Annotated in this window: 9 protein-coding genes and 5 pseudogenes; 2 read left to right on the top strand and 12 right to left on the bottom strand. The window is 51.5% G+C overall.

Going from position 1 to position 12712, the window contains the following annotated elements; translation table 11 throughout:
* The coding region (locus VU18_RS13335) for a hypothetical protein (protein WP_047758257.1) at positions 1-837 on the bottom strand (837 nt) is incomplete at its 3' end.
* A gap of 579 nt (positions 838-1416) precedes the next feature.
* Positions 1417-2187 carry a YiiX/YebB-like N1pC/P60 family cysteine hydrolase gene (locus VU18_RS13340; RefSeq protein ID WP_033026240.1) on the bottom strand — a complete coding sequence of 257 codons (771 nt, stop codon included), beginning with the start codon at positions 2185-2187 and terminating at the stop codon, positions 1417-1419.
* A 265-nt stretch (positions 2188-2452) separates the two neighbouring features.
* On the opposite strand from VU18_RS13340, the pseudogene VU18_RS17995 reads away from it, so the two are divergent.
* Positions 2453-2608 (top strand): annotated as a pseudogene (locus tag VU18_RS17995) (IS4 family transposase); the annotation flags it as partial.
* A gap of 152 nt (positions 2609-2760) precedes the next feature.
* Here the strand turns inward: VU18_RS17995 and eno (VU18_RS20500) are convergent.
* The 10 genes and pseudogenes from eno (VU18_RS20500) to rpoN form a co-directional block, all read right to left on the bottom strand.
* A pseudogene (gene eno / locus VU18_RS20500) lies at positions 2761-3195 on the bottom strand (phosphopyruvate hydratase); the annotation flags it as partial.
* Between the two features lies 1 nt (position 3196).
* Positions 3197-4053 (bottom strand): annotated as a pseudogene (eno, locus tag VU18_RS13345) (phosphopyruvate hydratase); the annotation flags it as partial.
* A 41-nt stretch (positions 4054-4094) separates the two neighbouring features.
* Positions 4095-5630, bottom strand: a complete 1536-nt coding sequence (gene gpmI, locus VU18_RS13350; protein ID WP_013524585.1) for a 2,3-bisphosphoglycerate-independent phosphoglycerate mutase — start codon at positions 5628-5630, stop codon at positions 4095-4097.
* Complete coding sequence (gene tpiA, locus VU18_RS13355; protein ID WP_033026230.1) at positions 5623-6384, bottom strand: triose-phosphate isomerase; 762 nt, start codon at positions 6382-6384, stop codon at positions 5623-5625. The genes gpmI and tpiA overlap by 8 nt, the downstream gene beginning before the upstream one ends.
* A gap of 61 nt (positions 6385-6445) precedes the next feature.
* Positions 6446-7630 carry a phosphoglycerate kinase gene (gene pgk, locus VU18_RS13360; protein WP_033026232.1) on the bottom strand — a complete coding sequence of 395 codons (1185 nt, stop codon included), beginning with the start codon at positions 7628-7630 and terminating at the stop codon, positions 6446-6448.
* A gap of 122 nt (positions 7631-7752) precedes the next feature.
* The coding region (gene gap / locus VU18_RS13365; RefSeq protein ID WP_236687404.1) for a type I glyceraldehyde-3-phosphate dehydrogenase at positions 7753-8537 on the bottom strand (785 nt) is incomplete at its 5' end.
* Between the two features lies 1 nt (position 8538).
* Positions 8539-8760: pseudogene (locus VU18_RS20505) on the bottom strand (glyceraldehyde 3-phosphate dehydrogenase NAD-binding domain-containing protein); the annotation flags it as partial.
* A gap of 42 nt (positions 8761-8802) precedes the next feature.
* On the bottom strand, positions 8803-9822 hold the full coding sequence (locus VU18_RS13370) for a sugar-binding transcriptional regulator (RefSeq protein WP_011232529.1): 1020 nt from the start codon (positions 9820-9822) through the stop codon (positions 8803-8805).
* Between the two features lie 123 nt (positions 9823-9945).
* Positions 9946-10191 carry a glutaredoxin family protein gene (locus tag VU18_RS13375; RefSeq protein ID WP_011232530.1) on the bottom strand — a complete coding sequence of 82 codons (246 nt, stop codon included), beginning with the start codon at positions 10189-10191 and terminating at the stop codon, positions 9946-9948.
* A gap of 50 nt (positions 10192-10241) precedes the next feature.
* Positions 10242-11549 (bottom strand): RNA polymerase factor sigma-54, encoded by a 1308-nt coding sequence (gene rpoN, locus VU18_RS13380; protein ID WP_033026234.1) that lies wholly within the window; start codon positions 11547-11549, stop codon positions 10242-10244.
* Positions 11550-11779: 230 nt separating this feature from the next.
* On the opposite strand from rpoN, the pseudogene VU18_RS13385 reads away from it, so the two are divergent.
* Positions 11780-12700 (top strand): annotated as a pseudogene (locus VU18_RS13385) (tyrosine-type recombinase/integrase); the annotation flags it as partial.
* Positions 12701-12712 lie beyond the last annotated feature (12 nt).

The raw sequence follows: 12712 nt of genomic DNA on the forward strand, positions 1-12712 counted from the left end.
ATAATTATTAATGTATAATTTATTACCAATATTAATTATTTTTTGAGGAAAAGGTTTAGACAATTGTTTCTCAGAAATAATTTTGCCATTATTCAAGTCTACAACCATAAGCTTATTTGTATATCTTTCAGGATTTTTCACCCATCCCGGCCTTGGCCCGTAAGAAAAGCCTGTAAAAACACAGTACATTTTGTTATCTTCGATCACAAAATCACTTGGTGGTAATTCAATATTATCTTTAATGACAGGATGAAAGGAAAGGGATGCATCATGCATTTGTACCCTATATACGTTGCTATGCTCACTGGATTTACCACCAGAATTTATAGTAATGAAAATTTCATTTTTGTAATGTTTCATTGTACTGACCATTCCAGTGGTAAATGTCAAGTTTTCTACTTTCCCACTAGACATATTCACAACAAAAAAAGGCATGCCTTCTCTAAATATTTCAGATGAAGCCATGTAAACTTTTTGGTTTAGTACCGCATAAGACGACGGAACATGCGGCAACTTTAATTTCTTTTCCACATGACCACTCGAAAGATTGATGATAAGCATCGATGGTTGAGTTCCTGTATATGTACCATCATCTATTGCATAAACTCGATTTCCTTCTATAGAAAAGCTTTGAAATTTATTTTTATTTTCAATTTCTTTGACTATATTCAGCTTTTTATCAAGAAAAATTAATTTGCTATCTCCATCAGTAAGTGCAACAAAGGCTGGGGGAACCTTCAGTTTTGTATCGTTTCGGGAGACTATTTCTTCCCATTTCTCACACCCCACCATTAAAAACAAACAGATGCAATAAATGAAAATCATGATTTTCTTCATTATACAGCCCCTCGTAAATAAGTGTTCATCAAAATAGGACTACTTAAAAATTGAGAAAACCTCGTTCACTTGGAACAATGGGATCACACGATTGACTTGGATAAACTCATCCATCCTAAGGCTCCATCCTTTCCTGTTGAATGACGATGCGTTGGCTCATCGTCTCGACCGCCTGTATAAGGACAGCATTCACCACATCATTAGCGCTTGCTTGATTCATATTTCCCCAAAAGAGGCCTTTCTCCCCGAGTCTTCACGCCGATGCGACGAACAAGGCCCTTTACAGCGCGTATGAATCGGCCTCGCTAGAAGCTCTGAAGGTCCACACACGGTAACAACCGCCGTACGAGCATGAGCTGAGGCCGATTCGGTCAACATCCCGTGGAGCGTCCCCTTTACGTTGACGGAGAGAAACAGTGCCACGCACCGGGCTCGAGACCCCTCCTCCGCCTATGAAGGTCACCCGGTTATTTAGTGCAAAATTCTAATCAAATACCCCCGATTTGAGCAAAAAACTAGTTTTTCACTAACCTTCTAAAGATTATTTTACCATCAAGTATGGCGTATTAATCAGCAGAGTCATGAACCAGTTGCAAATATTTTAGTATCTCCGTCTTGATAAATATCGTCCGGATAAACGTATAGCCCGCCATCGTAATCCAAGTCACGATTCCCCATCTCATAATACGCTTTCCAAGCTAATTTACTACAATACCACGTGCTATCATCCGACTTGTAAGAACCTACAAATTTATATGGTTCTCCTAATTGGTTTCTAATGTAATTACGGGCAAGGGTTCTAAATTGCTGTTCTAAAGTATAGACATATAAACCGACCGCTTGGTCGTAGTTTCTAAATTTCCTTGCCGTGGAATAGTGGACATTACTTTGTCCATCACCAGGTTGGTTTTCTACATTCGCTTCAATGAATGCATATGAATCTAAACTACCAGTATAATAAGTACCGTCCCATACAGCGGCATGACGATAGTACCCCCATACTACTGAACCATCATGTACTACAATAATATCACCAGGTGCAAACGCCGCGAAAGATATGTTATTCGTACCTTTGGGTGAACCGAAAGAATCACCAGGCGCCCAGTCCGGTTTAGGGTCATCCTTGTCATAACCCTTTTTAACTCCCAATTCTGATTTTCTTACTAAATCATACTTATCAATATTCACACTTTGTTTAAGTTTTTCTTTTTGTTCTAACACTTCTTTAACTTCTCTGCTTTCATTGTTTACAACCTCTGAGTCTGCAAAAGCGTAGTTTACCAAATTAAATCCAGATAGTAGTGCTACAAACGATGAGGCCACCAAAAATTTCTGAAATTTACCTTTCAAGCAAATCCCTCCTCTACCACTGATGTGTAGATAAAAAATTTTGCAAAACTACGATTTTTTTCCTTAGTAACTTCGTGCAAATCCGATGGCTCTATTGTTTTTCACCAACTTTCGAATTCTTTTTTGCAACTCCATTCTAAAAAAAAAATAAAAAGAACTTTCCTGTAGAATGTAAGTAACGACGCAAACAAACCTAGGAGGCGCTCTCTGTGCACAAGCATACCACACTCCCAAATTTGATGCAAAAAATTGTTTCTGATGAGGATCGGATTTTACTTGTCAATTCGGAACAAAACAATGTCGTTCCAAAAAGCGCCATCGCGTCGTGATCTTTCAGGATGCGAACGAGCATGACATCCGTGTGGTCACGAACCTCTTGAAGGCATCGGCGGAAAAGATTGCCGAGATGTATCAAGCGCGTCATCATAAAACGACTATTTACGATCCCATCTGATGAAGAGGCGTAGCTTTCCTAAATGCGTCAAGACGTCTTGATCACCGCCAGCCATTCGATTCTCTTTTCGCCTCCGTCAAAACGACAGGCGCCCCCTCCGTTGGGGACGCCTGTTCCCGTTATTTTTTCAAATTGTAAAACGAGCGGATGCCTTGGTAAATGGCCGTGTGGCCGAGTTCATCTTCAATGCGGAGCAGCTGGTTGTATTTCGCGACGCGGTCGGTGCGCGACGGCGCGCCCGTTTTGATTTGGCCGGCGTTGGTGGCGACGGCGATGTCCGCGATCGTGCTGTCTTCCGTTTCGCCGGAACGGTGCGAGACGACGGCGGTGTAGCCGGCGCGTTTCGCCATTTCGATGGCGTCAAACGTTTCGGTGAGCGTGCCGATTTGGTTCACTTTGATCAAAATCGAGTTGCCGACGCCTTTTTCAATGCCTTCGGCCAGTTTTTTCGTGTTTGTGACAAACAAGTCGTCGCCGACAAGCTGGACTTTTTTGCCGAGCCGCTCGGTCAGCAGTTTATGGCCTTCCCAGTCGTTTTCATCGAGCCCGTCTTCNATCGAGATGATCGGATATTTCGATACAAGCTCTTCATACCAAGCGACCATTTCTTCCGACGTTTTCACAACGCCTTCGCCTTCAAGATGATATTTGCCGTCTTCTTTGTTGTACAGCTCGGACGAGGCAACGTCCATGGCGAGCATCACTTGTTCGCCCGGTTTGTAGCCGGCTTTTTCGATCGCTTCGATGATCGTTTGCAGCGCTTCTTCGTTCGATTTCAAGTTCGGGGCGAAGCCTCCTTCATCGCCGACGGCGGTGTTGTAGCCTTTCGCTTTCAGCACCGCTTTTAAGCTGTGGAAAATTTCCGCCCCCATGCGCAGCGCTTCGCGGAAGCTTTCCGCGCCGACCGGCATGATCATAAATTCTTGAATGTCGACGTTGTTGTCCGCATGCGCGCCGCCGTTTAAAATGTTCATCATCGGCACCGGCAGCGTTTTGGCGTTAAAGCCGCCTAAGTATTGGTACAGCGGCAGGCCAAGCTCGTCCGCTGCCGCGCGGGCCACGGCGAGCGAGACGCCCAAAATGGCGTTGGCGCCAAGCTTGCTTTTGTTTTCCGTGCCGTCTAATTCAATCAGCTTCCGGTCGATCGCCACTTGGTCGGCGACCTCCAGGCCGATGATTTCCGGCGCGATGATTTCGTTGACGTTTTCGACCGCTTTTAACACCCCTTTGCCGAGGTAGCGGTTTTTATCGCCGTCGCGCAGTTCGACCGCTTCATATTCCCCGGTCGAGGCGCCGCTCGGCACCAAGGCGCGGCCGAAGCCGCCGTCTTCTGTGTACACTTCCACTTCCACCGTCGGGTTGCCGCGCGAATCGAGCACTTCGCGAGCGTAGACATCGATAATGGCAGACATGGGAACACACTCCTTTTCGTATCGTTTTCTCAAGATCATCATTATTTGACAATCAACGATTTCCCCGTCATTTCTTTCGGCTGCGGCAAGCCGAGCAAATCGAGCATCGTCGGCGCCAAATCGCCTAAGATGCCGCCGTCTCTAAGCTTGATGCCTTTTTTCGTCACGATGACCGGCACCGGATTCGTCGTATGAGCCGTTTGCGGCTTGCCGTCCGGCGTCAATACTTCATCGGCGTTGCCGTGGTCGGCGGTGATGATGGCGATGCCGCCTTTGGCCAAAATGGCATCGACGACTTTGCCGAGGCATTCGTCCACTGCCTCCACCGCCTTGATCGTCGGTTCGAGCTTGCCCGAATGGCCGACCATATCCGGGTTGGCGTAGTTCAAAATGATCGCATCGTACTTATCGGCTTCAATTTCCTTGAGCAGCGCATCGGTCACTTCATAGGCGCTCATTTCCGGCTTCAAGTCATACGTCGGCACTTTCGGCGAGTTGATCAAAATCCGGTCTTCGCCTGGAAATTTCTCTTCGCGGCCGCCGCTCATAAAAAACGTCACGTGCGGATATTTTTCGGTCTCGGCGATGCGCAGTTGGCGCAGTCCGTGCTGCGACAGCACTTCCCCAAGCGTGTTGTCAAGGTTCGTCGGCTTGAACGCCACGTACCCTTTCACCGTTTCGCTGAAATGGGTCAAGCAGACAAAGAACAAATGCTTCGGATGTTTCGGGCCGCGGTCAAACTCGCGGAAATCTTCGTTCGTAAACGTGTTTGAAATTTGGATCGCCCGGTCAGGGCGGAAATTATAGAAGATAATCGCGTCATTGTCTTGAATCGTCGCCACCGGCCGGCCGTCTTCGCGGACGATGACCGACGGCAGGACGAATTCGTCGTAAATGCCGTGTTTGTACGAGTCCTCGATGCATTCGAGCGGATCGCGGTACGTCGGCCCTTCCCCGTACACCATCGCCCGATACGCCTTTTCGACGCGGTCCCACCGCTTGTCGCGGTCCATCGAGTAGTAGCGGCCCGATAACGTCGCGATTTCGCCGACGCCATATTCCTTGATTTTTTCCTGCAGTTCTTTGATGTATTGCGGCGCTGTTTGTGGGCCGACGTCGCGGCCGTCCAAAAAGCCGTGGATGTACACGCGTTTTACGCCTTCTTTCGCCGCCAAGCGCAAGAGGGCGTACAAATGGTGAATATGGCTGTGCACCCCGCCGTCGGAAAGCAAGCCGAACAAATGCAAGCTTGTCCCATGTTGTTTCACATGGTTCATCGCCGCCAAAAACGTTTCATTTCGGTCAAACTCGCCTTCGCGAATGGCAATGTTGACTCGCGTTAAGCTTTGGTACACAATGCGCCCGGCGCCGATGTTGAGATGGCCGACTTCCGAGTTGCCCATCTGCCCTTCCGGAAGCCCGACCGCCTCGCCGCACGCCTTGAGCGTTGTGTGCGGGTATTCGTTCCAATAGCGGTCAAAGTTCGGTTTGTTCGCCTGAGCGACCGCATTGCCGTACGTTTCGTCGCGCAGCGCAAATCCGTCTAAAATGATGAGCGCAACCGGTTTTTTACTCATGGCGCCCCGCCTCCACCAATTGCAAGAATGAAGCCGGCTCGAGGCTCGCCCCGCCGACTAAGGCGCCGTCGATCTGTTCTTGCGCCAAGAAGTCGCGGATGTTGTCTGGTTTGACGCTGCCGCCGTATTGAATGCGGATCGCTTCCGCCGCCTCCGGGCCAAACAGGCGCGAAACAACCGAACGGATATGGCCGCAGACGCTGTTGGCGTCTTCCGGTGTTGATGATTTGCCCGTCCCGATCGCCCAAATCGGCTCGTAAGCGATGACCGCTTGCTTCACTTGTTCCGGCGTCAAGCCGGCGAGCGCTTTTTCCACTTGCGAGGCGACAACGGCGTTCGTCTGCCCCGCTTCCCGCTCCTCAAGCGATTCGCCGCAGCAAATAATCGGTATAAGCCCGCGGGTGAAGGCGGCCAACACTTTTTTGTTCACGGTCTCATCTGTTTCGGCGAACATTTGCCGGCGCTCCGAATGGCCGAGGATGACGTACGTGACGCCGAGGTCTTTCAGCATGACCGGGCTCACTTCGCCTGTGTACGCCCCTTGATCGGCAAAGTGCATCGTTTGCGCCCCGATTTTTAAATCCGTGCCGTCTGCCGCTTGCACCAACCGATCCAAAAAGAGAAACGGCGCGCAAACGACGGAATCGACTTCGTCGGCCGGCGGCACGTGCCCTTTTACGTCCTCGACAAATTGAACAGCTTCCGCCAATGTTTTATGCATTTTCCAGTTGCCTGCAATGATGCGTTTTCTCATCGTTCACCCTTCCTTTCAATGGGCGGCGTCAGCCGCCATGCGCCAAATCCGGCGCCGTGGGTCATTTGTCTTCGAGCGCGACGACACCCGGCAGCTGTTTTCCTTCCATAAACTCGAGCGAAGCGCCGCCGCCGGTGGAGATATGATCCATTTTGTCGGCCAAGCCGAATTTCTCAACCGCCGCCGCCGAATCCCCGCCGCCGATGACCGAATAGGTGTCGAGCGCTTCCGCCAGTGCTTCGGCGATCGCTTTTGTCCCGTGGGCGAACGCTTCCATTTCAAAGACGCCCATCGGGCCGTTCCAGACAACGAGCTTCGATTGACGAATGACATCGCGGTACAATTCGCGCGTTTTCGGGCCGATGTCAAGCGCCTCCCAATCGCTCGGAATGGCGTCGATGGCGACGACTTTCGTGTTGGCGTCGTTCGCAAACCGGTCGGCCACGACCACGTCCACCGGCATATAAAAACGGACGCCTTTTTCTTTCGCCTTTTCCATAAACGATTTGGCGAGTTCGATTTTGTCCTCCTCAAGCAGCGACTTGCCGACGTCATGGCCGAGCGCTTTGACGAACGTATACGCCAGTCCGCCGCCGATGATCAAGTTGTCAACTTTTTCAAGCAAATTGTCGATGACGCCGATTTTGTCTTTCACTTTCGCGCCGCCGATGATCGCCGTAAACGGGCGGTCCGGATTCGAGAGCGCTTTGCCGAGCACTTCGAGTTCTTTTTCCATCAAAAACCCGGCCACCGCAGGCAAGTAATGGGCGATGCCTTCCGTCGACGCATGAGCGCGGTGGGCGGCGCCGAACGCATCGTTGACATACAGATCCGCGAGCTCCGCAAACGCTTTGGCCAGCTCTGGATCGTTTTTCTCTTCGCCAGGGTAAAAACGGACGTTCTCAAGCAAGAGCACGTCGCCTTCGTTCAAACGGTCGACCGCCGCTTTCACCTCATCGCCGACCGCTTCATTCGTTTTGGCGACCGGCCGTTCAAGCAGCTCGCCGAGCCGCTTCGCAACGGCATCCAAACGCAATTCTTCGACCACTTTTCCTTTCGGGCGGCCGAGGTGGCTCGCCAAAATGACTTTCGCCCCGTGCTCGATCAAATAGCGGATCGTCGGGAGTGCGGCGCGAATGCGCGTGTCATCGGTGATGGCGCCTTGCTCCATCGGAACGTTGAAATCGACGCGGCAAAAGACGCGCTTTCCCCTCACCTCAACGTCGCGGATCGTCTTCTTGTTCATCGTTCGTGCCCCCTTTTGGCTGCAGTTTGGACAAAGGAAAAGGAGTGGGGATCATTTCCCCGCTCCCCTCCATTTCCCTATTATAGACTTGAACGGATGGAAAACTCAACGCCAAGCTGGTTTTACAGCCCTTTCGAGGCGATGTAGGCGGCCAAGTCGACGACGCGGTGCGAATAGCCCGTTTCGTTGTCATACCACGAAACGACTTTCACCATTTTGCCTTCAATGACCATTGTCGACAACGCGTCGATCGTCGACGAAGCGGTGCTGCCGTTGTAGTCGCGCGACACGAGCGGTTCTTCGCTGTAGGCCAAAATGCCTTTCAGCTCGCCTTCCGCTGCTGCTTTCAACGCGGCATTCACTTCTTCGACCGTCACTTCTTTTTCCAATTCCGCCACCAAGTCAACAACGGATACGTTCGGCGTCGGCACACGCATTGCCATGCCGTTCAATTTGCCTTTCAGTTCCGGCAAGACAAGCGCAACAGCTTTCGCCGCCCCGGTCGTCGTCGGAATGATCGATTCCGCGGCCGCGCGAGCCCGGCGCAAATCTTTATGCGGCAAGTCCAAAATTTGTTGGTCGTTTGTGTACGAGTGAACGGTCGTCATCATGCCGCGGACGATGCCGAATTTTTCATGCAGCACTTTGGCAAACGGCGCCAAGCAGTTCGTCGTGCACGAAGCGTTCGAGATGACATGATGGGCTTTCGGATCGTATTTGTCTTGGTTGACGCCCATGACGATCGTAATATCCTCGTCTTTCGCCGGTGCGGAAATGATCACTTTTTTCGCACCCGCTTCCAAATGTTTGGCGGCGTCTTCGCGTTTCGTGAAGCGGCCGGTCGACTCAACGACGATGTCAACGCCGATCTCGCCCCACGCCAAGTTCGCCGGATCGCGTTCCGCCTNGACGATGATTTCTTTGCCGTTGACGACCAAGTTGTTGCCGTTCACCGACACTTCGGCATCCAGACGGCCATGGACGGAGTCGTACTTCAACAAATGAGCAAGCGTATTCGCATCGGTTAAATCGTTCACCGCCACCACTTCAATGTCCGGGTTTTTCAATGCCGCGCGGAAGACGTTGCGTCCGATGCGGCCAAATCCGTTGATTCCCACTTTGACTGCCATCTTATTTTCCTCCTTGCGATTGGATTGTATCAGCAAGGGAGATTACTCCCCTACGAACGCTTTTGCGGCTCCTTCGTCCGTCACCAATAGCGAGTGCGGCGCCCGTTTCATGTACGCGCGAATGGCTTTCGCCTTCGACGCCCCTCCGGCGACGGCGATGACATGCTCGACATGCGGGAGGTGTTCAAGTTGAATGCCGACTGTTTTCACTTTATGGACGACGTCGCCGTACTCGTTGAAATAGTAGCCGAACGCCTCGGCGACCGCATGGCGGGCGATGATGTTCTCCATCTCTACAGGCGGCGTCTTCCGCCGCTTGGCCATCGTCACCGCTTCACCGATGCCATGGACGACCATGCGGCATGATTGGATGAGCTCAAGCACTTCTTTCACCGCCGGCTCTTCGACAAGCGACGCGTACGCTTCATCGCTCAGCTGGTCAGGCACGTGCAGCAACCGATAGCGGCCCATCGCTTTTTCCGCCATTTTCGCACAAATCGTGTTCGCCTGATTCTCGACATCTTCGCCAAGGCCGCCGCGCGCCGGCACGAACAACACATCGCGAAGCTTCGAATCCGGCGTCATCATCTCCGCGACCGCCGCCATCGTCGTTCCGCCGGCCACGGCGACGATGTCCCCGGGCTCAAGCAGCTCCTTCATGCAGGCGACACACGCTCTACCCATTTCTTTTTTTACCCAAGGGGAACGGTCGCTATCCCCGGCAACGACAATCACCCGCGGAATGCCGAGCTGTTCCTGCAGCGCGGCTTCCAGCTCTTTGAGTCCGAGCGCTTCCCGCATCAAATCATTGAGCGTATGAAGGAGCGCCTGGCCTTCCTCCGTCAACCGCATGCCCGACACATCGGCGGAAAGCAAGTTTTGTCCTTTCAAAAATTCTGTTTCCGACCGGAGAACCCGCTCGCTCATGCCGAGGCTCGCCGCCAGCGCCCGCCGCCCGATCGGCGCCATAAGCGAAATAGAGTGCAAAATTTGATATCGTTTTTGCATAACGTCAAGCAAGTCAGGCAATAATTTTTTTTGTGCCTCCAATAACGGCTGCATGGATCCTTTCTCCTCGATTGAATATAGGGACATTTTATGTCCCGGTATGACATATTATGTCCCGCAGTGCCATAAAAAATTCCTCCCGCGCCATTTTCATTATAGCAGGAGGACGATAGCCGTTCAACTGTTTTGCGCCCGCCGCAACCGTTTTCTCACCGCTTCTTTTTCAATCGCTCCGTAGCCGATTTCTTCGCCATCCAATTCCACAACCGGGATCATCAGCTGATATTTTTCCAGCAGTTCATCATCTTTGTAAATATCAATTTCTTCCAGCGTAAACGAATAGTCCGCCAGCAGTTCCGTCAAAACGGCTTTCGCTTTGTCGCAGAGCGGGCAATTGGTTTTCGTATACAATCGGATATGCATTCATTTCTTCCTCTCTTTCTACAGCAGTTGCCGTTTCGATTGGCCGCCCGTTACGGCAGGCCGATATATTGCCTCCGCTTTGCCGAAGACGGGATGCGCAGCTGCTCGCGGTATTTGGCGACCGTGCGGCGCGAAATGGCGATGCCGTATCGATCGCGAAGCAAATCAGCAAGCTGTTGGTCAGACAGCGGCGCCCGCCGATCTTCCTCGGAAATAAGGGCCTCCATGATCGCTTTCACGCGGGCGGACGATGCCGCTTCATCTCCTGCGGCCGTCGCGGCGTTCGAAAAGAAGCGGCGCAGCTCCACGGTGCCAAACGGCGTTTGCACATATTTATGCCGGACCGCGCGGCTCACCGTCGATTCATGAACGCCGAGCTCCTCGGCCACCTCGCGCATCGTCATCGGCTTGAGCGCCGAAAGCCCAAACTCCAAACACGAGCGCTGGCGGTCGATGATGACGGCCGTCAAATGGAGCAGCGTCTGTTTCCGTTGCTCCAAACTTTTCGCGAGCCATGTAAACTGCCGATATTTTTCTTTGATAAACTGTTCGGCATGCCGGTCGCCGGATGCGGCGATGCGCCGCTCGTAATCCCGATTCCATCCGAGCTCCGGATGGATGTCATCATTATAGGCGGCCATCCAGTCTCCATCCGCCCCGCGGGTGACGATGACATCCGGCACGACCAAAGGCGGCGTTTCGCTCGAATAGTGAATGCCCGGCCGCGGCTCGAGTGTGCGAATGAGCTCGAAGACGCGCTGCAGTTCGCCAAGGCTGACGCCAAGCTGCTTGGCCAGCGTTTTCCACGACTTTTCCGCAAAAGGAACAAAATGATAACGGACGATCGTTTCCGCCAGCTCGTCGCGCTCAGGAAGACGTTCAAGCTGCAGCAAGAGGCATTCCGCCAAATCGCGGGCGCCGACTCCCGGCGGGTCGAGCGACTGCACAAGGCGCAGCCCCCGTTCCATCTCTTGTTCCGATGCGGAAAACCGCGCCGCCAGCTCGGCAAGCGGCACGCGCAAATAGCCATCCTCATCGAGCGAGGCAATGAGATAACGGACGATGCGCTCTTCCCGATCGGCCAGCTTCAACGCAGGCAGCTGAGAAAGCAAATGGCCAACAAGTGTCTCTGCGCGGGCGCCAATGTTCTCGAGCCATTGCTTTTGGTCTCTTTCTGTCCGGCTTGGCCGTTGCCGCACCCGGGTGCGGCGAATTTCCAAAAACGGGTTTTCCAGCGACTGTTCATATAAAAACGCTTCCAAATCCACTGCGGAATATTGCAACAGTTCAATCGCCTGCACCAGTTCCTTTGTCAGCGACAACTGCAGCCGCTGCTCTTGCCATAACTCCGCCCTCATCGTCACGCCTCCCTTTCTTTTATTGTACACAACGGGAGCGGGAGGGGGTAGGAGAAATTTTTGACGGCGGAAAGCGGCCTTGGCGACCGCCCGAACCGGCGCCTGTTCAGACGAAAAAACCCAATGCCCCGCCCGAGCCCTTGATTTGGGAACCCTCTCGAGGAAAGCGGCGCGTCCGCTGCTGATCTAAAAGAAAAACAGCCGCCTAGGCGAGGGTGCGAAATGTGAGATATAAAAAAGGGAAATACAGCTTGGCGCACGAAAGAAACATTGAATTATCCGTCCGGCTGGTCGAAGAACACTTCGCAGGAGTGAAATTGAAAGACTTAACGCGCGATATGTATCAAAAATTTATTAATGAAATCAGCAAAAACCACTCAACAGCTACGGTTCAGAAAAGGCATACTTATATCAAGTCATGTCTCCGGGACGCGATCGAGGACGGGATCATTACTCGGGATCCGACGTATAAAGTGATTATCAAAGGGGAAGTGGAGACAAAATCGGAGGAATTAAAATACCTAAACTTTGATGAGGTTAAGAAATTGGTGGCTGAAATCAAGAAAGACATGAAACCAAGATATATTTCTCGATACATCATTTTATTTGCGATTGCCACCGGCGCACGATTCTCCGAAATTATGGGTCTGACATGGGATTGCGTTGATTTTAAAAACAAAACGGTCACTATCAATAAAACGTGGGACTTCAAGGATAAAAACGATTTTAGCGATACGAAGACGTTCGATTCTAAACGAACGATTACAATTGACGATGAGACGTTGAATATGCTCAAAGAACTCCGAAAACATCAAAACGAATTAGCTATGAAAACTGGATTGAGAAACACGAAAAATTTAGTGTTTATCAATTCAAAAATGGAAATTGTGACAAATAACGCGGTCAATAAAACGTTGCGAGCATTATGCAAAAAAATCGGGATTAAAACGATCACTTGTCACGGGCTCCGGCATACTCACGCATCCATGCTCTTGTATAAAGGAGTGAATATCAAATACGTTTCACGACGACTGGGTCATAAAGATATTGTAACCACTTTGCAGACTTATTCGCACGTTTTAGATGAAATGGAACAAAAAGAATCCCGGCAGGTCGATCTCGCGATGGCGGAACTGGATCGTACCAAATAGCCGTGCAAAATT

This window comes from Geobacillus sp. ZGt-1, from assembly GCF_001026865.1.
In the GTDB taxonomy this organism is placed as follows: domain Bacteria; phylum Bacillota; class Bacilli; order Bacillales; family Anoxybacillaceae; genus Geobacillus; species Geobacillus thermoleovorans.

What these genes read in the sequence shown, in the direction of transcription:
- VU18_RS13370 (WP_011232529.1), bottom strand. Translation starts at nt 9,822, where the DNA reads ATGCAGCCGTTATTGGAGGCACAAAAAAAATTATTGCCTGACTTGCTT.
- rpoN (WP_033026234.1), bottom strand. Translation starts at nt 11,549, where the DNA reads ATGAGGGCGGAGTTATGGCAAGAGCAGCGGCTGCAGTTGTCGCTGACA.
- VU18_RS13375 (WP_011232530.1), bottom strand. Translation starts at nt 10,191, where the DNA reads ATGCATATCCGATTGTATACGAAAACCAATTGCCCGCTCTGCGACAAA.
- tpiA (WP_033026230.1), bottom strand. Translation starts at nt 6,384, where the DNA reads ATGAGAAAACGCATCATTGCAGGCAACTGGAAAATGCATAAAACATTG.
- gpmI (WP_013524585.1), bottom strand. Translation starts at nt 5,630, where the DNA reads ATGAGTAAAAAACCGGTTGCGCTCATCATTTTAGACGGATTTGCGCTG.
- pgk (WP_033026232.1), bottom strand. Translation starts at nt 7,630, where the DNA reads ATGAACAAGAAGACGATCCGCGACGTTGAGGTGAGGGGAAAGCGCGTC.